We start from the raw sequence: 23,322 nt of genomic DNA on the forward strand, positions 1-23,322 counted from the left end.
TGATTTATCCACTCCTTCGCGTAACGGCAATTCGCGAAAAAGCTTTGCCTGATAAACCAGTAGGAAACTTCCGAAGACCGGCCCAAGTGAGACCTTGTTCTCAAACCTTCACCACGCGCGTCGCCTTTGGACTGCCCAATCGCTTGTTCAACTCCAGCCAGTTCGACAACAGCAGCATCAACCCCAGGCCTAGCAGCGCGGTGATCACGCGCATTTGCCAGACATCGTCCGCCAGCGCGTTCGCCATATCGGCGAGCGGGGCGAGGAGGACGCCCAGGCAGAAGATCTCCAGCGAATAGCGGCCCATCCGGCAAGTCTGCTGGACGGGCCAGTTGTCGAGCCAGGTTACCGACGTCGGCAGTACCTTGGCGACGACATACACCAGCGCAAGGAAATGCAGTAAGCGCACCGGCGACAGATCGGTCTTGCTGATCGGATAGATCAGTTGGGTCAACGCTGAAGGCAGAAGCGCGTCATGCACGTCGGGAAATTTCCACAGCACGGTGATGACGCCGGCCATCAGCAGGTAGGTCGCCGCCATGAGAAACAGCGGCTGTTGCCAAAGCGGGCGAGCGCTGGGTTTAGCGGTCAGCTCGCGTTGAGTGTGCAAGGCAAAGGCCCCGCCGAGCACGAAGATCAACTGCCAGGCGACTGGATTGAAATACCAGTAACCGCCGCCTTCGTAGGCGCGCAGGTTCCAGCCAAGCAGCGGCACCATCATGTACAGCGCAATCGACAGGCCGATCGCCAGCGCCGTGTTGCGCAGCATGATCGGCAGAATGATCGGAAGAGCACCCATCAGCAGAATGTACAGCGGCAGCGGGTCGGTGAGGTTGGGCTTGAACCTCAGCAACAATTCATCGGCTAGCGCCTGCTGCGGGTTGCCAACGAAATACTCCAGCCCCATCTCCCGCACCATGTCGCGGGTTTCGACGTGGTTGTTGGCGACGAAAACGATGCCCATCAGCAGCGTCAGCAAAAAGATGTGCGCGACGTACAGCACCCATGTGCGCCGCAGGATACGCACGCAAGCCACGACATAGCCGTCACGCTGCGCCACCCGGCCATAAGCGAGTACGGCGGCGTAGCCGGCGAGAAACACGAACACCTCGGCGGCGTCGCTGAAACCAAAATTGCGCAGCGTCAGTTGCGCGAACGGGTTGGCCGGCACGTGATCCCAAAAAATGAAAATCAGCGCCAGACCCCGAAAGAAGTCGATGCGATGGTCGCGTCCGTTCGTCATGACGGTGGGCCTTGCAAAGGTGTTTATAGAAGAGGGGCCAGTGGGGCCGTGGTTCCTTGCCGTCAGCAGGGTCTGATCGGCGGCGCGCAGGGTGGCGGGTTTGCGGGGTAAAAGCAAAGGGTGGATGTTGCAGGATGTCTCGCTTGCTTGCCTCTTCGCGTTTGATTTTTCATCACCAGGGCATCCTCTGAGTTCCGTGGACATGATTTTACGGAAGGGGCGTCTGGTGAAGGTATCTCTGGGTGGGCGGGCGCATGTTCAAAGGTTTGGACAGCGGAAGCAGATTCTTTAGAGCGTGAACAGAGACGCGACAGCGAGAAAGCCGTCGCGCTGGGTGTGCGTTTCAGCGACTAGCGTCGGCCAGGCCATCCTCAATGAAGCGCACGGAGCTTTCCATTGCCTGCTGACCTTCCGGCAGCATGGTGGCGTAGAAGTGCCAGGCGTGGAACATCGCGGGCCATACCTCCAGGCTGACGCGAACGCGGTTATCCGCGAGGTGAGTTGCAAGTCGCATCGCATCGCTCAACATCAACTCGTTCTCCCCGATCTGCACCAAAATGGGTGGGAGACCGGTGACGTCTGCAAACACAGGAGAAGCCAGAGGATGATTGGCCAGCGTATCTCCCAGGAACGCTCTAGCGAGGATATCCAGGACAGGCTTGGAGTTCAGCGGATCCAGACCTTCCCGATTGCTCATGGAAGCCCCGGTGTGTTCAAGGTTCGCCCAAGGCGAGATGGAGGAGCCAACCGCAGGCAGTGGAAGCCCTTTCGATTTCGCAGCCACCATCACGCTGACAACCATCGCGCCACCGGCTGACTCGCCAGAGAACGCGATCTTGTTAGCTGGGATCTTCTGCTCAAGCAGCCACTCGTAGGCGCGCAGTGTGTCGTCAATAGAGGCTGGGAACTTGTGCTCAGGGGCAAGGCGGTAGTCCGGCATGTACACACGAGCGCCGAGCATTTTTGCGTAGTTGCCGCCGATGCCGTGGTAGCCGTCTGGCCGACCGACAATATAGGCGCCGCCGTGGATGTACATGATGACTGCGTCAGTTTTGATCTCGTCCGGGGTAACCAGTGTGCCGGGTACGCCACCCATGTCGACTGCTTCAAATTTGACGCCAGCGGGCGCTGGATTCTGCGCGAGCATTTTCGCGTAGGCGTCTCGGATGTCGCTTATTTTTGTAGTGGTATCGCTTCTCTTGAGAACAGGTATCAGATCGGAGAGGCTGTTGGCCCATGTTTCTACAGCTGCTTGTACGTTGGCGTTCATAGTGATCTCAATAGTTTGTGGGGCAATGGAGTAGCTAATTGAGATGCTATGCTTCTTATTGGGGAATAGGGTTCCCCATAGCAGGTGCAGAGTTGCCCGAACGCTGATTTCCAGAGGCCCCATGAAACTCCACAACCTGAACGATATTGCGGCATTTGTAAGCTCTGTAAATGCCGGAAGCTTTACTGCGGCAGCCAGGCAACTCGGGCTGACTCGTTCGGCAGTGGGGAAGTCGATAGTCAGGCTCGAGGCCCGCTTACAGCTTCGCCTGCTCAATCGCACCACGCGCAGCCTGAGCCTGACTGACGACGGTTTGGTTCTTTACGAGCGCTGTGTTGGCGTTCTTCAGGATCTGGACGATGTGGAAGACGCCTTGGCGTTTCGTCGTTCGACACCCAGTGGACGGCTGCGGATAAGCCTTCCGGTTGCGCTGGGCAGACTTCATGTTCTTCCATACATCGAATGCTGCCTGAAAGATTGGCCCTCGTTGAGCGTGGATATCACTTTTTCGGATAGGTTGGTCGATCTGATCGATGAAGGATTTGATCTGGCCATGCGTATCGGGCCGCCCAAGGAGGACTCTCGGTTACTCACTCGTACAGTGGCCTACCAACAAATGATCACCTGTGCTTCACCAAAGTATCTGGATGAGCATCCACAGCCCCAAACGCCGGACGATCTTTCCGAGCACCAGTGTCTGCATTTTGTGAGCGGTGGGAGACTGCTTCCCTGGAATTTTCGAGTCAATGATCGCTCTCTGTCCGTTACCCATGGTGGAAGGCTGCAGATGGACAGTGCTGAGTCACTGCACCAGTCAGCTGTCGCTGGCTTGGGTATTGCGACCCTGCCTTCGTACTTGGTTAACGACGATTTACGCAACGGCAAGCTTGTCCAACTGCTGGCGAATTACGCAGAGGCGGCTGAGCCTATTCGGGTGATCTATCCGAGCAAACGTCACCTCTCTCCGAAAATCCGACTCTTTATCGATAAGCTTGTGGAGACTTGGTCGCCTTGTCCTCCATGGGATCAGTATCTGACGGACGACCTTCGTCCTGTCTGACCGTTAGCTAATCCCACGTGCAGGCTCGATGCCAGGCTCCCTCGAAAGGCATTTTTCCGTGTTGGCTTCGGTCAGCAGCCGCCGGAAACGAATTTTCAAGAAGCGGCATAGCGATACGACGAGCGGCACATCAGGTTGCTAATAACACGCGCCCCTTTTTTACGCGCAGATCCCCAACTCAACCGCAGATTACAGAGCTTCCGGCATCAGCATCGGCTTGCGGTCCAGTGTCTCGCTGATCATTCGATAGATGTCTTCCTTGCCATCGTCGCTGCAGCAACGGATCTCGTGAAGCACTTCGCGCTCTTTGGGAGACAGCCCGATGTAGTTCCACTCGCAGGCCTGGCGCATGAACACGTCATGGTCGTTGACGGGCATGACGTCGTCAGCGGCTTCATGAAAAGCCTCCACGATCGTTTCGATCAGGCTGACGAGCTCCTTGGATTCAGGCTTGCCGTCGGTCGCCTGGACCAGACGCTGCAGATGATTCAACGCGCTGCGGGCGTCGATCAGCTTCATGTGTGCGGGGACGCTCATTTCGTATCGATCGATCAAGTGCATGGCACTACCTCCTGGTGTTGTTGTTCATTCCGTTCCCGTTGAGGACCGGGCTGGGTCGTCAGGGCGCGAACGTTAGCGGCAGGGGAGGCGTCGGAAAAGGCGAAAGTTGTAACCGTTACAAAATGGGTTCCGGTTGAACTATCTAGAATTGATACTGTATAACGTATTACATGATTGTTTACATTCTGGAGAAAGACGATGAAAGCCGACATCCATCCCGACTACCGTCAGGTCCTGTTCCACGACACCGCTGCCGATGTGTTTTTCCTGATCGGCTCCACGGTTGATACCGACCGTACGCACACTCACACCGATGGCAACTCCTACCCTTACGTTGCCCTCGACGTGTCCAGCGCGTCGCATCCCATGTACACCGGTCAACAGCGCAAAACCACCACCGAAGGCCGTATCGCCGGCTTTAACAAGCGTTTCGCCACCTTTGGCTCCGGCGCCAAGAAAGAAGAATGACAGCAGCACCTCCCGCGCTCCGGGCATCGCCAGTCGATCACCCGGGCGCGGGATTTTTTTGCTCGTTTTTTCCTGTATTCGGTCCTGTACCCCACCTTGGCACTGGACTATCGGGCGAAATTGCTTTTAGCTCTGCGACCTGAAATTCAGGAGCATCCCCCTTTGAAAAAGTCAGTCGCCATCGTTTTCGGTGGGCAATCCTCCGAGCATGAAGTGTCGTTGCAATCGGCGCGCAACGTGATCAACGCGATTGATCGCAACAACTTCTCCATCACCCTGATCGGTGTCGACAAGCAGGGCCACTGGCTGCGCTTCGACGAGCAGGATTACCTGCAGAACCCCACCGATCCGGCGCACATCAAACTCAGTGAATCCGGCCGCCTGCTTTCGCTGATGCCGGGCGCCAGCGGGCCGCAGTTCGTGGAAGTGCAGACCGGTGCAGAGGTGCCGCGCATCGATGTGGTGTTCCCGCTGATACACGGCAGTTTCGGGGAGGACGGCTGCCTGCAAGGCATGTTGCGCTTGCTGGACATTCCGTTCGTGGGCCCTGATGTGCTGAGCTCTGCGGCCTGCATGGACAAGGACGTGACCAAACGGCTGCTCCGCGATGCGGGTATTTCGGTTGCGCCGTTTGTGGTCCTTCAGCGTGGCGAGACGGTGGATTTTGTCAGCGTCTCGGCCCAACTGGGCCTGCCACTTTTCGTCAAGCCGGCGTGCCAGGGATCGTCGGTCGGCGTGAGCAAAGTCACTGACGAAGCCGGTTACGCCGCTGCGCTGAAACTGGCTTTCGACTACGACAACAAGGTGCTGATCGAGCAGGGCATCGTCGGTCGTGAAGTGGAATGCGCCGTGCTGGGCAACCACGAACCGAAGGTCAGCGTGTGCGGTGAGGTCGTCGCCAATGACGAGTTTTACGCCTACGACACCAAGTACCTGAACGACGGTCAGGCGCGCATTGCCATCCCCGCGCAAATGTCCGAAGACATGAGCGAGGCCGTGCGTGAAGTGGCGCTGCAGGCCTATCGCGTCCTGGGCTGCGCCGGTCTGGCGCGGGTGGATTTCTTCGTCACCGAGGCGCGGGAAATCATCATCAACGAGGTCAACACGCTCCCCGGTTTCACCTCCATCAGCATGTACCCGAAGCTCTGGCAGGCCACCGGCTTGAGCTACGCCGAGCTGATCGACCGGTTGATCACACTGGCGCTGGAACGCGCTGAAGAAACCCGCGCGCTGAAGACCGAGGTGGTGCTGTGACGGTGAAAACGCTGCGCATCGCTGCCGCTCTCCTTACTCGCGCTGATGGTAAGACACTGCTGGTGCGCAAACGCGGGACCGAGGCGTTCATGCAGCCGGGCGGCAAGATCGACCCCGGTGAGTCGGCGCTCGAGGCGCTGGCCCGTGAGCTGAACGAGGAACTGGGACTGGTCATCGCGCCTGAACACGCGCGATTTCTGGGTGAGTTTTCGGCGGTGGCGGCGAACGAGCCGGGCTTCGAGGTGAACTGCCAGCTGTATGGCGTTCAGGTTGAGGACCCGGTCAGTCCCGCAGCCGAGATCGAAGAAGCAATCTGGGTCGACGGCGGGAATGTTGACCAGTTGCACCTCGCGCCGCTGACCCGGGATTCGATATTGCCGCTGTACCGAAGCCTGCAAAACGCCTGATTTGCAGGCGCTGCATTGCATGGGGTAAGCAGCGTGGCGTTAACGCACCGCACTCACCCCGTCCAGCGTCGAAAACGACGTGTCCTTCGCCGTCAGCAGAAAATCTCGCATGTAGGGCGCGTCCAGCATGTCTGCGCGAATGGCCGCGTACAGCGTGGCGAACAATCCTTTTTCCCCCAGCCGCTTGCCCTTCACGTACCCGCGTGAGCTGTATTCATGCAGCGCCCAGTGCGGCATCCCACATACCCCGCGGCCGCTGGCCACCAGTTGCATCATCATCACCGTCAGCTCGGACGTGCGCACCTGCGCCGGTTCGATGTCGGCCGGCTCGAGAAAGCGCGTGAAAATGTCCAGGCGGTCGCGCTCGACGGGGTAGGTGATCAGGGTTTCATTGATCAGGTCTTCCGGCACCACATAAGGCCTGGCCGCCAGCGGATGCTGGTTGGCGACTGCGAGCATGGCCTCGTAGGTGAACAGCGGCACATAGGTAATGCCTGCCAGTTCCAGCGGGTCCGAGGTCACCACCAGATCCAGATCGCCACGGGCCAGGGCGGGCAGGGGCGCGAAAGCGAAGCCCGACGCCAGATCAAGCTCCACCTCCGGCCACGCATCGCGGAACTGATCGATCGTCGGCATCAGCCACTGAAAGCAGCTGTGGCATTCGATGGCCATGTGCAGGCGTCCGGCGACGCCGCCGGCGAGCCGCGAGATATCCCGCTCGGCGTGACGCAGCTGCGGCAGCACCGAGTCGGCCAGTTGCAACAGGCGCAAGCCCGCGCTGGTGAACCTCACCGGTTTGGTCTTGCGCACGAACAGTGGCATGCCCATGCGTTCTTCCAGTTCTTTGAACTGGTGGGACAGCGCCGACTGCGTCAGATGCAGGCGGTCGGCCGCGTCGACGAGGCTGTCTGCTTCGCGTAATGCGTGCAGGGTTTTCAGGTGACGAATTTCCAGCACCGACGGCGCTCCATGAGTAAATTTTGTGATCAACACGAATTTAATGAGTTTGTCTCATGTAAGGGGAAGTGTCGACAATGGCGCCATCGTTTGAAGGAAGCAGTCAGCATGGGCCAGGTCAACAATACTCATTTTCCTCACATCGGCGTGGCCAAGGGCTTCAAGCAGATCCTCGAAACCCTGGGTGATGGTGTTGAGGTGGATGCAGTGCCAACGCTCACCCGTGATCAACGCTTTAAGCTGAATTGGGCGCCTCTGTTCGATGAGGTCGATGAAGCCCGCGCGCAGGGCCAAACGATCCGGCCGGAAATCATCGGGCCGCTGACCTACCTCTGGCTGGGGCAGGCGGAGGGCGAAGGCTTCGACAAGCTTGACTTGCTTGACCGTCTGCTGCCGGTGTACGGCGAGATCCTGGGTCGGCTGGCGGGCAAGGGCGTCGAGTGGGTGCAGATCGACGAGCCGATTCTGACCCTCGATTTGCCGCAGGACTGGAAGAACGCCTTCGAGCGCGCTTACCACGCCCTGCAATATTCGCCGCTCAAGAAGCTGCTCGCGGTGTCTTGCGGCGGTCTCGGGCTGGGCAGCAACCTTGGCCTTGCGGTGTGTTTGCCTGTGCAAGGCCTGCATGTCGATGTGCTGAGTGCCCCAGAGCAAATGCCTCTGGTGCTGGACCGCCTGCCGATCTACAAGGTGCTGTCGCTGGGTGTGGCAGGGGAACTGGACGCAGCCGGCGTGAACGCTGAAGCCGCGCTTGAGGTGGTGAAGGAAGCGCAATTGCGCTTTGCCGACAACCTATGGGTCGCAGATTCGATCAGCTCGCAGGCAACAGCGGCCGCATGAATGCAGGTCGAGATGACCGTTTTGCTACCACTCAGCCCTCTTCATCAAACTGTCACGCAACTGTGGCAGCGCGCTTGAGAAAACTTCATCAGACTCGCGGCCTACTGGGGTTCTGTGTGTCGGTGTTTTTCCATGCGGGTTTTACTTTTTCTGGCTGCGCTCTTGTGCAGCCTGCCGTCTTTTGCGGCCTCTCGATGCGATGTTGATGTTCCCACGCAAGTGGCCGAGCTCGATGACGTGCACCTGGCGTATCAGAGCATCGGTCGTGATTCCGATCCGGCGCTGTTGCTGGTCATGGGCCTCGGTGGACAGCTGATCCAGTGGCCGGATGAAGTGGTCGTCGCGCTGTGTCAGCAGGGCTTTCGCGTCATTCGCTACGACAACCGGGACGTCGGTTTGTCGACCTGGGTCCAGGCGCCGCCGAGTCCCAACCTCACCTATGAAGTGCTGCGCTACAAAATCGGCCTGCCGGTGTCGGCACCGTACTCGCTCACCGACATGGCTCAGGATGCGCTGGGCCTGATGGACGCGCTGCACGTTCAGCAGTTTCACGTGCTGGGTGCGAGCATGGGCGGCATGATCGCGCAGCATCTGGCGGACATGGCGCCCAGGCGCGTGGAGAGTCTGACGCTGATCATGACCAGCTCCGGCGCGCCCGGCCTGCCGATGCCCAGCCCGGCGTTATTGCAACTGCTCGCCCGTCGCGGCGCGCCGGACCGGCAGACTGCCCTTGAGCAACAGGCCGATCTGCTGGCGGCGCTGGGCAGCCCGGAGGTCAAGGATGATCGGCAGATGCTGCTGCATCAGGCGGCGGTTTCCTACGACCGGGCGTTCAATCCTGAAGGCGTGAAACGGCAGATTCTGGCGATCCTCGCCGAACCCAGCCGAGTCGAGCTGTTGAACCGCCTGCGGGTGCCGACGCTGGTCGTGCACGGCACTGCCGATCCGCTGCTGCCGGTGATGCACGGGATTCATGTGGCGGCACACATTCAGGGCAGCCAGCTGAAGCTTATTCCCGGCCTGGCCCATCGTTTTCAGGAAGCGTTCAAAGCCCCTTTGCTGGCGGCCGTGTTGCCCTATTTGCGCGAGCATCGTGAAGACGCTTCCCACGTCGCGCAGCTCTGATGCAGCGGCGGGCTTGACCCCCTGTTGAGGACAGTCGTGCCGGTGTAGGGTTTGAGCGCCGGCGTGATCGGCGTATCGTGGCGCTTTCCCTCCCTTGCACGAGGCTGCCATGAGCACTCCGCTGAAAATCGACTTCATCTCCGACGTGTCCTGCCCCTGGTGCATCGTCGGCCTGCGCGCGCTGGACCAGGCGCTTGAGCACCTGGGCGATGAAGTCCAGGCCGACATCCACTTCCAACCCTTCGAACTCAACCCGCAGATGCCGCCGGAAGGCCAGGATATCTTCGAGCACATCGCCGAAAAGTACGGCTCCACGCGGGAACAATTCCAGGCCAACGCCGAGAACATTCGTGAGCGCGGCGCTGAGCTCGGGTTCGTTTTCAAGCAGGGCGAGCGACGCATCTTCAACACCTTCGATGCCCATCGACTGTTGCACTGGGCCGAGCTGGAAGGCAAGCAGCATGCGCTGAAAGACGCGCTGTTCACCGCGTACTTCAGCCAGCATGCCAACGTATCCAGCCACCAAGTGCTGGCAGATATTGCGCAGAAAGTCGGGCTGGACCGGGTGCGCGCCGAGGCCTTGCTGGCCAGCGACCAGTACGCCAGCGAAGTTCGCGAACTGGAACAATTGTGGGTGTCGCGGGGCGTGAGTTCGGTACCGACCATCGTTTTTAACGACCAGTACGCCGTTTCCGGTGGGCAACCGGTTGACGTGTTTGTCAGCGCCATTCGTCAGATCGTGGGCGAAGAATCGAGCGTGGTTGACCCTGTCAGCTGACACCTGTCAGCAACCCTGAAGCGCATTGCGAAGGCGGTTATCCGGGGTGTCTGGACCCCGGATGACGGCTACGGCGGTGCGCTATCTACTGTCATGTGTTGTTACGCATCGCTCGTTGCATTCCAAAAACACTTGCTCCTCCCAGCCACTTTCGGATATCAATTTGTACATGATTAGACAGGTTCGATTCGACAAGAAAAAACGTGTAGTGGATGAGCTGGCCCGACGCATCGAAAGCGGCCAGATGGGCTCGGGAGAATTGTTGCCCGGCGAGAATCTGCTTGCACAGGAATTCAACGTCAGCCGTGGCACGCTCCGTGAAGCACTGTCCGAGCTCAAGCGACGCAACTACATCGCCACGCAAACCGGCGTCGGCTCGATCGTGACCTACGACGGCATCTCGCTGGATCAGCGTGCCGGGTGGGCCCAAGCCCTGGCCGACACCGGCGCCAGGGTCAGCACCGAGATTCTGCGTTTGGTGGCGGTGCAGCGGCCTGACCTGGCGGGCCGGTTTGGTACCGCCGAGTTCATCGCACTGGACCGCCGTCGAACGGCAGGCGACGGCAGCGTCGTGTCGCTGGAGCGTGTGCTGATCCCGGCCTGCGACGGCTTGGAAAATCTGCCCCGCGACGGGCTGATCGAAGATTCGCTGACCGTCACGCTGGCCGCCCACGGCTATGTCGGGGATCGCGGCGATCAGTGGATCGGTGCCGAGCCCCTGAGCAACGACGACGCGGCGCTGATGTTGCGCCAGCCGGGCTCGGTGTTCCTCAAGGCGACGCGCACCACGTTTGATCGCCGCGAACGTTTCATGGAGCACGTGGAAAGTCTTCTGGACCCCGTGCATTTTCGTCTGCATCTGGCTTTTGGATCGTCCACATGACCGCACTGATCGACACTCGCGACCGAGGCTTGGGCGCTTTCTACGGGCTGGCGCTGGGCGATGCCTTGGGCATGCCGACGCAATCCCTGAGTCGCGAACAGATCAGGCAGCGATTCGACCGCATCACGACCTTGCAAGCGGCCGGTGCTGATCAGCCCATTGCGCCTAACATGCCTGCCGGCTCTATCACCGATGACACCGAACAGGCGGTGCTGGTCGCCGAATTGCTGGTCGCCGGTAGAGGGCGCATCGAGCCTTCGGACCTGGCGCAACACTTGATTGACTGGGAAGCGGTGATGCAGGCCAAGGGTTCCCAAGACCTGTTGGGCCCTTCGACCAAGCGCGCCATCGAGATGATTCTGGCCGGGCACAGTCCTGAAGAAGCCGGGCGTTTCGGCACCACCAACGGCGCCGCGATGCGCATTACGCCGGTGGGCATTGCCTTCGACGTACGCGATGAAGCGCGCTTCGTCGAAGCGGTGAAACAGGCCTGCCAGGTCACCCACAACACCAACCTCGGGATCTCCAGCGCAGCGGCGGTGGCGGCGGTGGTTTCGGCGGGCATCAGCGGCGCCAGTCTCGGCGAGGCCCTCGACGTCGGCGCGCGCATTGCCCAGGAGGCCGAGCGTTACGGCTACTGGATCGCCGGCGGCCGCATCGCCGCCCGAATCCGATGGGCAAAACAGCTGTGCGCCGAATGCAGCAATGAACAACTTCCCGATTTGATTTATGACGTGATCGGCACGTCCGTCGCTTCCCAGGAATCGGTGGTCGCCGCGTTCGCCCTCGCCCATCAAGTGGCTCGCGAGCAGATGTCGGCATTCGACGCACTGTGCATGGCCGCCAGCCTGGGCGGTGACACCGACACCATCGCCGCCATTCTCGGGGCGATGCTCGGCGCCTGTGAAGGCATGGGCGCCTGGCCTGCAGCGCTGATCAAACAGATCCAGACCGTCAACGCGCTCGACCTTCATCCCGTGGTCGAGCAGTTGTTGTCCCTGCGCGGGGTCTGACCCGGCCGACGCAGCCCGTATAAAGAACAAGACCTACCTCGCGGCTCTATGCAGCGGCGAGCAAGGGTTTTTGCAGCCTGCAAAAGCCCACGCTGACACGGATGTCGTTTGCTTTGCGCACTGCCCACAACCAGAACAAATGGCACAGGAGCATTCACATGACGTCATCCAACGCCGCTCAAGGCGCAGGTCAGCTTGAAACACGCGGCATCGAGCCGGTTCCGGAAAACGAATGCAAAGGTCATCCGCTGCAGCTTTTCTGGGTGTGGTTCGCGGCCAACATCAGCATCCTCGGTCTGCCGTTGGGGGCGACGCTCGTGGCCTTTCGCGGGCTGTCGATCGGGCAGGCGATCATCGTCGCCATCCTCGGCGCGGCCGGTTCGTTTGCGGTGGTCGGGGTTATCTCCATCGCCGGCCGACGGGGCAGGGCGCCGAGTCTTACGCTGTCCCGGGCGATTTTCGGGGTGCGCGGGAATATTGGTCCGACTATCGTCTCGCTGATGTCGCGTCTGGGCTGGGAAACCGTGAACACCACGACCGCCGCGTTCGTACTGCTGTCGCTTTGCTCGATCCTCTTCGCCACGCCGGTGGAGGCCAAGAGCGCGCCGGGCCTGACCCTCGTGTTCATCGCCATTTTCGTGCTGATGACACTGACCGTTTCTGGCCTGGGCCACGCCACCTTGCTGGTCATCCAGAAATGGGCGACGTACATCTTCGGCGCGTTGAACGTCATCGTCGGCGGCTTCCTGATCGCGCACATCGACTGGGCCGCCGTCTTCAATGCCGCGCCTGCACCGGTGAGCGCGATGATCATCGGCATCGGCACCATGGCGGCGGGCACCGGCATCGGCTGGGCCAACGCGGGCGCCGACATGTCGCGCTATCAGCATCGCAGCGTCAAGGCCACGCGGCTGGTGGCGTCGGCCGCTTTCGGCGCCGGCATCCCGCTGGTGTTGCTGATCACCTTGGGCGGCCTGCTGTCGGTGGGCAATGACCACCTGGCGTCGGCCACCGATCCGATCATCGCGATTCGCGAGCTGCTGCCAACCTGGATGGCCGTGCCGTACCTGATCACGGCGTTCGGCGGATTGCTGCTTTCCAACAATCTGTCGGTGTACTCGGCAGGCCTGACTACGCTGACCCTGGGCCTGAGGATCAAGCGCGTGCACGCAGTGATTGTCGACATCGTGGCGATCTTCGCCGGTTCGATTTACTTCATGCTGATCGCCGACAGTTTTTACGGCCCGTTCATCACGTTCATTTCCATGCTCGCCGTGCCGATCACTGCGTGGGTGGGGATCTTCATCGTCGACCTGATGCACCGCCACTACTACTCACCGGCTGACTTGATGGACGTCTCGCCGCGCAGCGCCTATTGGTATCGCGGGGGCATCGAGTGGCGTGCGCTGGGTGCATGGGCCCTGGCCATCGTGCTCGGTTACAGTTTCACCACCGTCGCAACCACCCCGGAGAATGTGCTGTTCAAGGGCTTGCTGTCCGACTCGTGGTTCGGCCATAACGGCCTGGGCTGGATCGTCACCTTCGTGGTGGCGGGCGGTCTGTATGCGTTGCTGGGCGGCGCCCGTGACCGTCGCGTTGTTGCCGAAGAGGTTGTTCATGCCCGCTAGATTGCTCTACACCGGCCAGGTCGTGGTCGATCTGGTCATGGCGCTGGACGCCTTGCCTCGTTCCGGCGGCGATGTGCTTGCCCGTTCGGCCGCCTTTGAAACCGGCGGAGGGTTCAACGTGATGGCCGCCGCGCGCCGCAACGGTCTGCCAACGGTGTATCTCGGTCGCCACGGCGCGGGGCGTTTCGGCGATCTGGCGCGGCAGGCCATGGCGACAGAGGGCATCGACATCGCGACTGCGGCTTCGACGGGCCAGGACACCGGCCTGTCGGTGGCGCTCATAGAGCCCTCAGCCGAGCGCTCGTTCATTTCCTACGTCGGTGCCGAGGGCGGTTTGTCGGCTGACGATCTGGGTAGCGTCAATGTACAGCCTGAGGATTACGTGTTCGTCAGCGGCTACAGCTTGCTGCACGAAGGCAAGGTGTCGACGCTGCTGGACTGGCTTGCGCGGTTGCCGGCAGGGGCGGGCGTGGTATTCGATCCGGGGCCGCTGATCGATTCGCCGGAGGCCTCCGGCATGCAGGCGGTGTTGCCATTGATCACCCTGTGGACGAGCAATGCGGAAGAGGCGCTGCGCTTCACCAGGTGCGAGACGATCGATGGGGCCCTCGACAGGCTGGCGCGCTGGCTGCGCGACGACGCGTTATTGGTGGTGCGTGATGGACCGAACGGCTGCTGGATTCGTCAGGGTCACGAGACCCGACACGTGCGCGGCTTCCCGGTCACGGCCATCGACACCAACGGCGCCGGCGATGCCCATGCAGGCGTGTTGCTGGCCGGACTGGCAACAGGGCTGTCAGCTGCTCAAGCGGCATTGCGCGCCAATGCCGCCGCAGCCATCGCCGTCACCCGCTGGGGCCCGGCGACTGCACCGACGGCGGCAGAGGTGGATGCATGGGTTGCCGGTGTCTGATTCTAAGATTTCCTGTCGTCCAGACACCGCGTTATCGCGTTGCCAGCACCGATCATGTGGGAGTGACCGGGGTGGCGCTCCACCTTGCTCACGAAGGCGGTATTTCAGCCGCTGAAGATTCAGAGGATGTACGCGGATCCTGTGGGAGTGAGCTTGCTCACGAAGAGGTCATTACAACCGCTGCATATGGGGTGGATGTACCGGCCCCTTCGCGAGCAAGCTCGCTCCCACGGTTCGTGCATCTGCGGGAAGATCGGAATTGTCGGCACGTTAGATGACAGCAGTTGGGGGTGAGCCCACGCAGTCACCCCAACCCGTATTTCTTCACCTTGTCGAACAACGTGGTCTTGGCCATGCCCAGCTCCTGGCTGGCCTGACTCAGATTCCCGCCGCTGCGCTGCAACGCCTCGCCCAGCAGGTTCTTCTCGAACGCCTCCACGGCTTCGGCGAAATCCAGGCGCTGGGTGGCGACTTCCGCACCGGCCGTTTTGAATGCCGGCAGGCCTAACGCGTAACGCTCGGCGACATTGCGCAGCTCACGCACATTGCCCGGCCAGTCATGGGCCAGCAACGCCGAGCGCGTCTGCGCATCCAGCTGTGGCGCTTCACGGTCAAAGCGCAGCGACGACTGCTGCAGAAAATGTTCGAACAACTGCAGGATGTCTTCGCGGCGCTCTCGCAAGGGCGGCAGTTCGAGGGTCACCACGTTGAGCCGGTAATACAGGTCGCTGCGAAACTGGCCCGCTTTACTCAGCGCATTGAGCTCCGACTTGGTCGCCGCGATCACCCGGCAGTCCACCGCCACGCTCTGGTTCGAGCCCAGTCGCTCCAGCGTGCGCTCCTGCAATACTCGCAGCAGTTTGATCTGCAGGTTGATCGGCATGCTTTCCACTTCGTCGAGAAACAGCGTGCCGTTGTGCGCGTGTTCGATCTTGCCAATGCGACGCTTGCCCGCGCCGGTGAAAGCGTTCGCCTCGTGACCGAAGATTTCGCTCTCGAACAGGCTTTCCGGCAGGCCGCCGCAGTTCAGCGCGACGAATTGATGGTCATGGCGGCGGCTGAAGTCATGCAGGCAGCGGGCGACGAGTTCTTTGCCAGTGCCGGTTTCGCCTTCGATCAGCACGTTGGCCGAGGTGTCCGCGACGTTGGCGATCAGCGCGCGCAGGGTTTGCATCGCCTGGGAACGGCCAATGATCTTGCCTTCCAGAGAGTCGCGCTCGGCCAGTTGCCGACGCAGCGACCAGACTTCCCGGGCCAGCCCACGTTGCTCCAGCGCGCGGCGCGCAACCTCGACCAGACGCTCGGGAGAGAAGGGTTTTTCCATGAAATCGTAGGCGCCATCGCGCATCGCGCCGACCGCCATCGACACGTCGCCGTGACCGGTGATTAGCACCACGGGCAGGGTTCGATCGCGTTCTTTCAGGCGCTTGAGCAGCTCAAGCCCGTCCATGCCCGGCAGGCGAATGTCACTGATGACGATGCCGGCGAAGTTTTCACTGACCAACCCCAGCGCTTCTTCCGCACTGCCCACACCCTGGCTGTGTATGTCTTCCAGCGCCAGCGCCTGTTGGCAGCCGAGCAGGACATGCGGGTCGTCTTCGACGATGAGTACCGTCAGATCAGTGTTCATGGTGTATTCCAGTGCGTGCCCGCGAAGCGGTGTGTCAGGTCTTTGAACAGGGTCACTGCCCCGGTGCTTTCGCGAGCAAGCTCGCTCCCACAGAGACGGGTAATGCTTCGATCTCTCATACACTCGCCGTCCGGCGATCAACCAGAGGCAAGACCAGCACGAACATCGTGCCCCCTCGGCCGGGTCCTCGGCATTGAGCGTGCCGCCTGCCGCCGCGGCGAGGCTGGCGGACAGCGTCAGGCCCAACCCCAGTCCCTGTTCGCCGGGCTTGGTGGTAAAGAAGGGCTCGAACAAATGCTTGCGCGCTTCGGCGTCGATGCCGTGGCCGTTGTCCCGCACGCGCAACCGATAGCGGCCCTCGAACACGTCACCTTCCAGCCACAGAATCGGCAGCGGCTGCGCCTGCATGGCGTCCAGCGCGTTGCCGATCAGGTTGACCAGAATCTGCTCAAGCCGGGTCTGGTCAATCGCCAGTTCGACATCGTCGATCTGCTGATGCAGCTCCAGTGACGCATTGTCCAGGCGCGCCGCGAGCAAGTGAAGCGCAGCGTCGACCGCTTTGCTCAGCGACGCCTGGCCCTTGTCTTCCCCACGTCGGGCGAAGGCGCGCAGGCTGGCAGTGATGCGGCCCATGCGATCCACCAGATCGTTGATGGTGCGCAGGTTCGCACTCGCCGTGTCCAGCGCACCCCGTTCGAGAAACCGAACGGTGTTGCCCGACAAGGTGCGCAGCGCAGCCAGTGGCTGGTTCAGCTCGTGGGCGATGCTGGTGGACATCTGGCCAATGGCGGCGAGCTTGCCGGCCTGAATCAGTTCATCCTGCGCCTGACGCAGGGTTTCTTCGGCCTGGCGGCGTTCGCGAATCTGGCCCTTCAGGCGTTCGTTGCTGGCGCGCAGGTCGGCGGTGCGGTCGGTGATGCGCCGTTCCAGTTCGTTGTTCGCCTGCTCCAGCGCCTCACGGGCGGCGAGGCGGGTGGAAATCACCTTGCGCCGCTCGTTCCAGGCAATCAGCAGAAACGCCACCAGCGCGCAGGCGACGGCGACGAGCATTCCTTGATTGGCGGCTTCCCGGCGCAGGTCTTCCAGCGGCGTCAGCAGGGTCAGGTGCCACGGCGTGTCAGCCAGTTCGCGGGTCTGCGCCAGATAACTCACCACTGTGTGCTCATGGTCGACACTGATATTGGCAGGAAAGGTCAGCTTCTCGACCCCGTCGGCAATCGATTCACGTTCCAGCGGCACCAGCTCGTTGAGCGGCCACCAGTAATATTGCAGGCTGCGCGCCAGCCGCTCCTTGATCTCGGCGGTCAGCGGACGGACTGATTTGAGGCGTCGCGCCGGGTCGCTGGAAAGAATAATGATGCCGTTCTCGTCGCTGACAAACGCCTCAAGGCGCGCGCGCTGCCAGCGTTCTTCCAGTGCTTCCAGCCGGACCTTGATCACCGCGACGCCGATGATCTTGCCTTTCTCTTCCAGCCCGTGGGCCAGGTAATAACCCGGTTCGCCGGTGGTGCTGCCGATGCCGTAAAAACGCCCCGGCAGACCACGAATCGCGTCCTGATAATAGGCGCGAAAGGACAGGTCCTCACCGAGGTAACTGTCGGCGTCGCGCCAGTTGCTGGTCGCCAGCACCCGGCCGGTGGTGTCCAGCACGTAGATGGCCCGACTGCGGCTGCGCCGGTTCAGGCCTTCGAGGTAATCGTTGACCTTGGAACGCAACTCCGCAGACGGGTTGTTGAGCAGGTCGGAAACGTTGGATTCCAGCTCCAGCACGCTGGGCAGGTAGTTGTACTTGTTGATCTCGCTCTCGACGGTGCGCGCGTGCAGCTCCAGCTGACGCTGACCGTTTTCACTCAGCGCCTTGATGGAGTTTTTTCGCTGTACAAATAGGTGACGTAACCCAGCGCGATCATCAGCAGAATGATCAGCGGCGGCACGAACAGATGGCGGATCAGTCGGGGTTTCACGGCGAGTGATGGCGGCGCGGCGCGGTAGAGAGGGGGTCGCATTTCATCACAGTCGTCCTGGACCGACCAGCCGCCCGTTGCATCAGGGATGAACGAGCGGCCGGTGGTTTTTACGCCCTCTAAGGGCTAATGCTTTTAGTGCTGCAGGATTTTGTTGAGGAATTGCTGAGCCCGCTCGGAGCGCGCGTTGACGTCGCCGAAAAACTCTTCCTTCTCGCAGTCTTCGACGATCTGGCCCTTGTCCATGAAGATCACCCGATCCGCCACTTTGCGGGCGAAGCCCATTTCGTGGGTCACGCACATCATGGTCATGCCTTCGTGGGCCAGTTGCACCATCACGTCGAGCACTTCGTTGACCATTTCAGGGTCGAGCGCGGAGGTTGGTTCGTCGAACAGCATCACCACCGGGTCCATCGCCAGCGCGCGGGCAATCGCCACACGCTGTTGCTGGCCGCCTGACAGTTGCCCCGGGTGCTTGTGGGCATGGGCCGACAAGCCGACACGTTCGAGCAGTTGCAGGCCTTTTTTCGTGGCCTCTTCCTTGCTGCGGCCCAGCACCTTGATCTGCGCGATGGTCAGGTTTTCAGTGATGGTCAGGTGCGGAAACAGCTCGAAATGCTGGAACACCATGCCGACACGGGAGCGCAGTTTCGGCAGATTGGTTTTCGGGTCAGCGATCGAGGTGCCATCGACCACGATGTCGCCTTTTGAAAGGGCTCCAGCGCGTTGACGCATTTGATCAGCGTGGACTTGCCCGAGCCCGACGGGCCGCAGACCACGATCACTTCGCCTTTTTTGACCTCCGTGCTGCAATCGGTCAGCACCTGGAAGTCCCCATACCACTTGTTGATATTTTTGATGGAAATCATACGGCTAACCTTTTTGCATGAACTTGACCAGGCGCGACGCGGCGAAGCTGATCGTGAAGTACACCAGACCGGCGACAATCAGAAACTCGTTGGAGCGGCCGATGATGTCGCCGCTGGAGCGTGCCGAGTTGAGGAAGTCGACCAGACCGACCGTGTAGACCAGCGAGGTGTCCTGAAACAGGATGATGCTCTGCTGCAACAGCAACGGGGTCATCTTGCGGAACGCCTGGGGCAGGATGATCAGGCGCATCATCTGGCCGTAGGTCATGCCCAACGCTTGAGCAGCACCCATCTGACCGCGGGAAATCGACTGCACGCCGGCCCGCACGATTTCACAGAAGTAGGCCGCCTCGAACATCATGAACGCCACGACGCAGGAGGTGAACGCGCCGATCGGCGTGTCTTCGCCGGTGATCCAGCGCAGCACGAACGGCACCGCCAGGTAGAACCAGGTGATGACCAGCAGCAGCGGGATAGACCGGAAGTAGTTGACGTAGGCGCCAGCAACACGTGACGCCAGCTTGTTCGACGACAACCGCATCAGCGCCAGAATCGTGCCGATGATGATGCCGCCCACAATGCCCATGGCCATCAATTGCAAGGTCATGAGCATGCCGTTCCACATGCCCGGGATGGCGGGAATCACTCCAGAGAAGTCCATTACTTACCTCCCACGGAGATCAGGCCCGGCACTGCGACTTTCTTCTCGACCAGACGCATGAGCAGCATCAGGCTCATGTTCAGCGTGAAGTAGATCAGTGTCGCCAGGGTGAAGGCTTCAAACAGGTTCGCGGAAAACTCGGCGGTCTGTTTGGTCTGTGCGAGCAACTCCATCAGGCCGATCAGCGACGCCACGGACGAGTTCTTGAACACGTTGAGGAATTCGGAGGTAAGCGGCGGAATGATGATCCGGTACGCCTGGGGCAGCAGCACGTTCCAGTAAATCTGCGGCAGCTTGAAACCCATGGCGCGGGCGGCGGATTCCTGCCCCACCGGCAGCGCCTGAATACCGGTGCGCACCTGTTCGCAGACACGTGCGGCGGTGAACAGGCCCAGGCACACGACAACGCTCAGGAACGCCGAGGTGGTCGGATTGAGGTCTTGCTTGTACCACTCCTGCAGATTCTCAGGCAGCAGATCCGGCACCAGGAAGTACCAGATGAACAGCTGCACCAGCAGTGGCACGTTACGGAAAATTTCCACGTAAATCGCGGCGATGGAAGAAACGATGCGGTTTGGCACCGTACGCATCACCCCGAGCACCGAGCCCAGGAGTAACGCAATGATCCAGGCGGCGACGGCAATGGCGATGGTCCAGCCCAGCCCGGTGATGTACCAGTCCAGATAGGTCTCGCTGCCGACGCCCGTGGACTTGAAGAACACGCCCCAGTCCCAGTTGTAATTCATCAGGGTCTCCCCCTTGTTGATCGTTATGCACGCACGCGACAGGTAGCGGCTTCCGAAGACGCAGGGCGTCTCCGGAAGTCAGGCTTTTCACGGTTTCAAGATGGTGGAGCGAAGGACTCAGGCCTTCTTGTCCGGCGCCGGCTTGTCGTTCGGGTTGGCGATCAGTGCTTTGAGCTGTTCGCTCATCGGGAACATCAGGTTCAGGCCTTTTGGTGGAATCGGCTGGGTGAACCACTTCTCGTAGATCTTGTTGATCTCGCCCGATTTGTAGGTCGCAACGATGGCATCATCGACGGCTTTCTTGAACGCAGGGTCTTCCTTGCGAACCATGCAACCGTAGATTTCGTAGGACTGAGGAGTGCCGGTAACGGCCCAGTCGGTCGGCTTCTTGGCCTTAGCCATTTCGCCGGCGAGCAGCGCGTCGTCCATCATGAAAGCAACGGCGCGGCCCGATTCCAGCATCTGGAACGACTCGCCGTGGTCTTTGGCCGAAATCACGTTCATGCCCATCTGCTTGTCGGCGTTCATCGCCTTGAGGATGCGCTCGGACGTGGTGCCCGCCGTGGTCACGACGTTCTTGCCTTTGAGGTCGTCGAAGTCTTTGTAGGACGAGTCAGCCTTGCTCAGCAGACGGGTGCCGATTTCGAAGATGCCGACGGAGAAGTCGACTTGCTGGGCGCGCTCGGCGTTATTGGTGGTCGAGCCACATTCAACGTCGACGGTGCCGTTCTGCACCAGCGGGATACGGGTCTGGGAAGTGACCAGGTTGTACTTGACCTTCAGATCAGGCATGTCCAGGTCTTTCTTGATCGCTTCGACGATCTTCAGCTGGATGTCAGCGGAGTAGCCCACTGGCACGCCGGAAGCGTCAGCGATGTAAGAAAAAGGAATGGAGGAGTCGCGGTGACCGAGGGTAATGGTGCCGGACTCTTTGATTTTCTTCAGAGTGCCGGTCAGTTCGGCGGCGAAAACAGGGGTGGTGATCAAAGCGGCAGCAATGGCTGCGCCTAGGATGTGGGGAACGATGCGCATCTGGTTTTCCTCGACATTGTTTTTTTATTGGACCGGTGTTGGACGGCCCTATCGTTTCAGAGCGCTTCAACGGCGGCCCAGTCAGGCGACACGCTACATCGAAGCAATCGTGCAAGAGTGTAGAGCATGAGTCATGCCAGAGATGTGACCGAAGCTAAGCGTATGGATTTGTTGATTATTTTTGGCGGGGGATGAGCGTGAAGGGGGGCGGGCTGTCCGGGATTCCGAACTGTCCGGGGAGGGTGTTCGGGAATCCGAATGGTATCGCAGGGGTTTCAGAGTGGGTAACCAATGGTTTTGCGGTATGACTTCGGACGCTTTCCCGGCTGAAGCCGGCCCTACAAAATCGCGTCATTTCAGTAGGACGGCTTTAGCCGGGAATTTGGTCTGGCAAATTACGCGTGGATCTTTGGTGCCGATACTGACCAGTCAAGCCGGTCAATCGCCCCATTGCTGCTTGCGACATTGTCCAGGTACCGCTGAACGTTCTCGTGCTCTTGGGCAGTGGTGAACAAACCAAGCTTGGTCCGGCGCCACAGAATGTCTTCGGCCTTGGTCGCCCACTCCTCGCTGCAGAGGTAGTCCACTTCGCGGCTGTACAGACCGCCGCCCAAGTGTTCGCCCATTTCGCTGAGACTTTGAACGCCCTCGACGATACGCCAGCTGCGTGAGCCATAAGTAATCGACCAGCGCTTGGCAATATCCGCTGGCAGCCAGCTGCAACGCTGCTCCAGTTGCGCCGCCAGCAACGCTGGCGTGGTCATGCTTTCACCGCCCGGCAGGCTGGCTTTTGCGGTCCAGCTTGGCTTCATCTGCGGGAAGAACGGCGCCAGTTGCTGCATCGCCGATTCCGCCAGTTTGCGGTAGGTGGTCAGCTTGCCGCCGAACACCGAAAGAATCGGCGCCTCCTGGGTGCTGCCCGACAGCGACAAGGTGTAGTCACGGGTGATCGCCGACGGGTTATCCGACTCGTCGTTGCACAGCGGACGTACGCCTGACCACGTGCTCAGAATGTCGGCACGGCTGAGTTGCTTCTTGAAGTGGTCGTTGACGATCTTCAGCAGGTAATCAGTCTCGCCTTCGGTGATCGCCACTTTCCCCGGATCACCGGAATATTCGCGGTCGGTCGTCCCGATGATGGTGAAGCGTTCCAGGTACGGAATGGCGAACACGATGCGCTGGTCTTCGTTCTGCAGAATGAACGCATTTTCGCCTTCATACAGTTTCGGCACGATCAAGTGACTGCCTTGAATCAGGCGAATGCCGTACTGCGATTCGAGCTTCAAGTCTTCACGAATGAACTTGGCGACCCATGGACCAGCGGCGTTGACCAGCGCCTTGGCGCGGATGGAAAACAGGCTGCCGTCCGCACGCTCCATATCCATATGCCACAGACCGCCGCTGCGACGTGCGCCCAGGCAGCGGGTCTGCGTATGAATGTGAGCGCCTTTTTCACGGGCGGCCATGGCGTTTAGCACCACCAGACGAGCATCGTCAACCCAGCAATCGGAGTATTCAAAGCCCTTGGTGATCGAGCTGTTTAGCGGGCTGTTGGCGCCGAAGCGAATGGTCTTCGATGCTGCCAGCTTCTCGCGTTTACCAAGGTGGTCATACAAAAACAGCCCGGCGCGGATCATCCACGCAGGGCGCAGGTGCGGGCGGTGGGGCAGCACGAAACGCATCGGCTTGACGATGTGCGGCGCTTTTTCCAGCAGCACCTCACGTTCAGCCAGCGCTTCGCGAACCAGACGGAATTCATAGTGTTCCAGGTAACGCAGGCCACCGTGTATGAGCTTGCTGCTGGCCGATGAGGTGTGGCTGGCGAGGTCGTCCTTCTCGCAGAGAAAGACCGAAAGGCCCCGGCCCGACGCGTCTGCCGCAATGCCGACACCATTAATGCCGCCGCCGATCACGGCAACGTCGTAGACCTCGGAAAGGGGTGGGGTCGGCAATGTGGACTGGGCCATCGGGGCCTCCTGAGTGTTCGATCGCGTTCGAATTCTGCGCCACAGGGAGGGCG

19 protein-coding genes and 3 pseudogenes are annotated in these 23,322 nt (G+C 60.6%); 11 read left to right on the forward strand and 11 right to left on the reverse strand.

Annotated elements, in window-relative coordinates:
* Positions 1 to 100: 100 nt before the first annotated feature.
* Together JN403_RS10460 and JN403_RS10465 are read right to left on the reverse strand one after the other, a co-directional pair.
* A complete protein-coding gene (locus tag JN403_RS10460) occupies positions 101 to 1,243 on the reverse strand; it encodes an OpgC domain-containing protein (protein ID WP_205486918.1) in 1,143 nt (380 codons plus the stop codon).
* 343 nt (positions 1,244 to 1,586) lie between these two features.
* Positions 1,587 to 2,513, reverse strand: a complete 927-nt coding sequence (locus JN403_RS10465; protein ID WP_205486919.1) for an alpha/beta hydrolase — start codon at positions 2,511 to 2,513, stop codon at positions 1,587 to 1,589.
* A 121-nt stretch (positions 2,514 to 2,634) separates the two neighbouring features.
* Here JN403_RS10465 and JN403_RS10470 point away from each other — a divergent pair, with 121 nt between their 5' ends.
* Positions 2,635 to 3,573 carry a LysR family transcriptional regulator gene (locus JN403_RS10470; RefSeq protein WP_205486920.1) on the forward strand — a complete coding sequence of 313 codons (939 nt, stop codon included), beginning with the start codon at positions 2,635 to 2,637 and terminating at the stop codon, positions 3,571 to 3,573.
* 189 nt (positions 3,574 to 3,762) lie between these two features.
* On the opposite strand, the gene JN403_RS10475 is transcribed toward JN403_RS10470, so the two are convergent.
* The gene (locus JN403_RS10475) at positions 3,763 to 4,134 is read right to left on the reverse strand and encodes a hypothetical protein (RefSeq protein WP_122536086.1); all 372 of its coding nucleotides are present in this window, start codon (positions 4,132 to 4,134) and stop codon (positions 3,763 to 3,765) included.
* Between the two features lie 198 nt (positions 4,135 to 4,332).
* Here JN403_RS10475 and JN403_RS10480 point away from each other — a divergent pair, with 198 nt between their 5' ends.
* The 3 genes from JN403_RS10480 (at position 4,333) to JN403_RS10490 (ending at position 6,263) form a co-directional block, all read left to right on the forward strand.
* Positions 4,333 to 4,602, forward strand: a complete 270-nt coding sequence (locus JN403_RS10480; protein ID WP_122536087.1) for a type B 50S ribosomal protein L31 — start codon at positions 4,333 to 4,335, stop codon at positions 4,600 to 4,602.
* Between the two features lie 162 nt (positions 4,603 to 4,764).
* Positions 4,765 to 5,856: a D-alanine--D-alanine ligase gene (gene ddlA, locus JN403_RS10485; protein WP_205486921.1), complete on the forward strand. Its 1,092-nt coding sequence runs from the start codon at positions 4,765 to 4,767 to the stop codon at positions 5,854 to 5,856.
* A 2-nt stretch (positions 5,857 to 5,858) separates the two neighbouring features.
* Complete coding sequence (locus JN403_RS10490) at positions 5,859 to 6,263, forward strand: NUDIX domain-containing protein (RefSeq protein ID WP_205487286.1); 405 nt, start codon at positions 5,859 to 5,861, stop codon at positions 6,261 to 6,263.
* 39 nt (positions 6,264 to 6,302) lie between these two features.
* Here JN403_RS10490 and metR read toward each other — a convergent pair whose 3' ends face one another.
* Positions 6,303 to 7,220, reverse strand: coding sequence for a transcriptional regulator MetR (metR, locus tag JN403_RS10495; protein ID WP_065992512.1), 918 nt, complete (start codon positions 7,218 to 7,220; stop codon positions 6,303 to 6,305).
* A gap of 207 nt (positions 7,221 to 7,427) precedes the next feature.
* On the opposite strand from metR, the pseudogene JN403_RS10500 reads away from it, so the two are divergent.
* From JN403_RS10500 to JN403_RS10530, 7 genes and pseudogenes are all read left to right on the forward strand, one after another.
* Positions 7,428 to 8,036, forward strand: a pseudogene (locus JN403_RS10500) (5-methyltetrahydropteroyltriglutamate--homocysteine S-methyltransferase); the annotation flags it as partial.
* A gap of 156 nt (positions 8,037 to 8,192) precedes the next feature.
* On the forward strand, positions 8,193 to 9,185 hold the full coding sequence (locus JN403_RS10505) for an alpha/beta hydrolase (RefSeq protein WP_205486923.1): 993 nt from the start codon (positions 8,193 to 8,195) through the stop codon (positions 9,183 to 9,185).
* A gap of 109 nt (positions 9,186 to 9,294) precedes the next feature.
* Positions 9,295 to 9,963, forward strand: coding sequence for a DsbA family oxidoreductase (locus JN403_RS10510; RefSeq protein WP_122622348.1), 669 nt, complete (start codon positions 9,295 to 9,297; stop codon positions 9,961 to 9,963).
* Positions 9,964 to 10,132: 169 nt separating this feature from the next.
* A complete protein-coding gene (locus tag JN403_RS10515) occupies positions 10,133 to 10,846 on the forward strand; it encodes a GntR family transcriptional regulator (RefSeq protein WP_163023094.1) in 714 nt (237 codons plus the stop codon).
* Positions 10,843 to 11,859: an ADP-ribosylglycohydrolase family protein gene (locus tag JN403_RS10520; RefSeq protein ID WP_205486924.1), complete on the forward strand. Its 1,017-nt coding sequence runs from the start codon at positions 10,843 to 10,845 to the stop codon at positions 11,857 to 11,859. Before JN403_RS10515 ends, JN403_RS10520 begins: the two co-directional genes overlap by 4 nt.
* A gap of 158 nt (positions 11,860 to 12,017) precedes the next feature.
* The gene (locus tag JN403_RS10525; protein WP_205486925.1) at positions 12,018 to 13,487 is read left to right on the forward strand and encodes a cytosine permease; all 1,470 of its coding nucleotides are present in this window, start codon (positions 12,018 to 12,020) and stop codon (positions 13,485 to 13,487) included.
* The gene (locus tag JN403_RS10530; protein ID WP_205486926.1) at positions 13,477 to 14,400 is read left to right on the forward strand and encodes a PfkB family carbohydrate kinase; all 924 of its coding nucleotides are present in this window, start codon (positions 13,477 to 13,479) and stop codon (positions 14,398 to 14,400) included. Before JN403_RS10525 ends, JN403_RS10530 begins: the two co-directional genes overlap by 11 nt.
* Positions 14,401 to 14,704: 304 nt before the next feature.
* On the opposite strand, the gene JN403_RS10535 is transcribed toward JN403_RS10530, so the two are convergent.
* From JN403_RS10535 to glpD, 7 genes and pseudogenes are all read right to left on the reverse strand, one after another.
* The gene (locus JN403_RS10535; RefSeq protein ID WP_122622343.1) at positions 14,705 to 16,030 is read right to left on the reverse strand and encodes a sigma-54 dependent transcriptional regulator; all 1,326 of its coding nucleotides are present in this window, start codon (positions 16,028 to 16,030) and stop codon (positions 14,705 to 14,707) included.
* 115 nt (positions 16,031 to 16,145) lie between these two features.
* Positions 16,146 to 18,036: pseudogene (locus JN403_RS10540) on the reverse strand (ATP-binding protein).
* Between the two features lie 93 nt (positions 18,037 to 18,129).
* Positions 18,130 to 18,863: pseudogene (locus tag JN403_RS10545) on the reverse strand (amino acid ABC transporter ATP-binding protein).
* Positions 18,864 to 18,867: 4 nt separating this feature from the next.
* Positions 18,868 to 19,524: an ABC transporter permease subunit gene (locus JN403_RS10550; protein ID WP_205486927.1), complete on the reverse strand. Its 657-nt coding sequence runs from the start codon at positions 19,522 to 19,524 to the stop codon at positions 18,868 to 18,870.
* Positions 19,524 to 20,270, reverse strand: a complete 747-nt coding sequence (locus JN403_RS10555) for an amino acid ABC transporter permease (RefSeq protein ID WP_065992535.1) — start codon at positions 20,268 to 20,270, stop codon at positions 19,524 to 19,526. Before JN403_RS10555 ends, JN403_RS10550 begins: the two co-directional genes overlap by 1 nt.
* 117 nt (positions 20,271 to 20,387) lie before the next feature.
* Entirely contained in the window at positions 20,388 to 21,302 is a 915-nt protein-coding gene (locus JN403_RS10560; RefSeq protein ID WP_205486928.1) for a glutamate/aspartate ABC transporter substrate-binding protein, read from the reverse strand.
* A gap of 395 nt (positions 21,303 to 21,697) precedes the next feature.
* Positions 21,698 to 23,269, reverse strand: coding sequence for a glycerol-3-phosphate dehydrogenase (gene glpD, locus JN403_RS10565; RefSeq protein ID WP_205486929.1), 1,572 nt, complete (start codon positions 23,267 to 23,269; stop codon positions 21,698 to 21,700).
* Between the last annotated feature and the right edge of the window lie 53 nt (positions 23,270 to 23,322).

The sequence above is a fragment of the Pseudomonas sp. 15A4 genome, from assembly GCF_016925575.1.
Lineage (GTDB): Bacteria > Pseudomonadota > Gammaproteobacteria > Pseudomonadales > Pseudomonadaceae > Aquipseudomonas.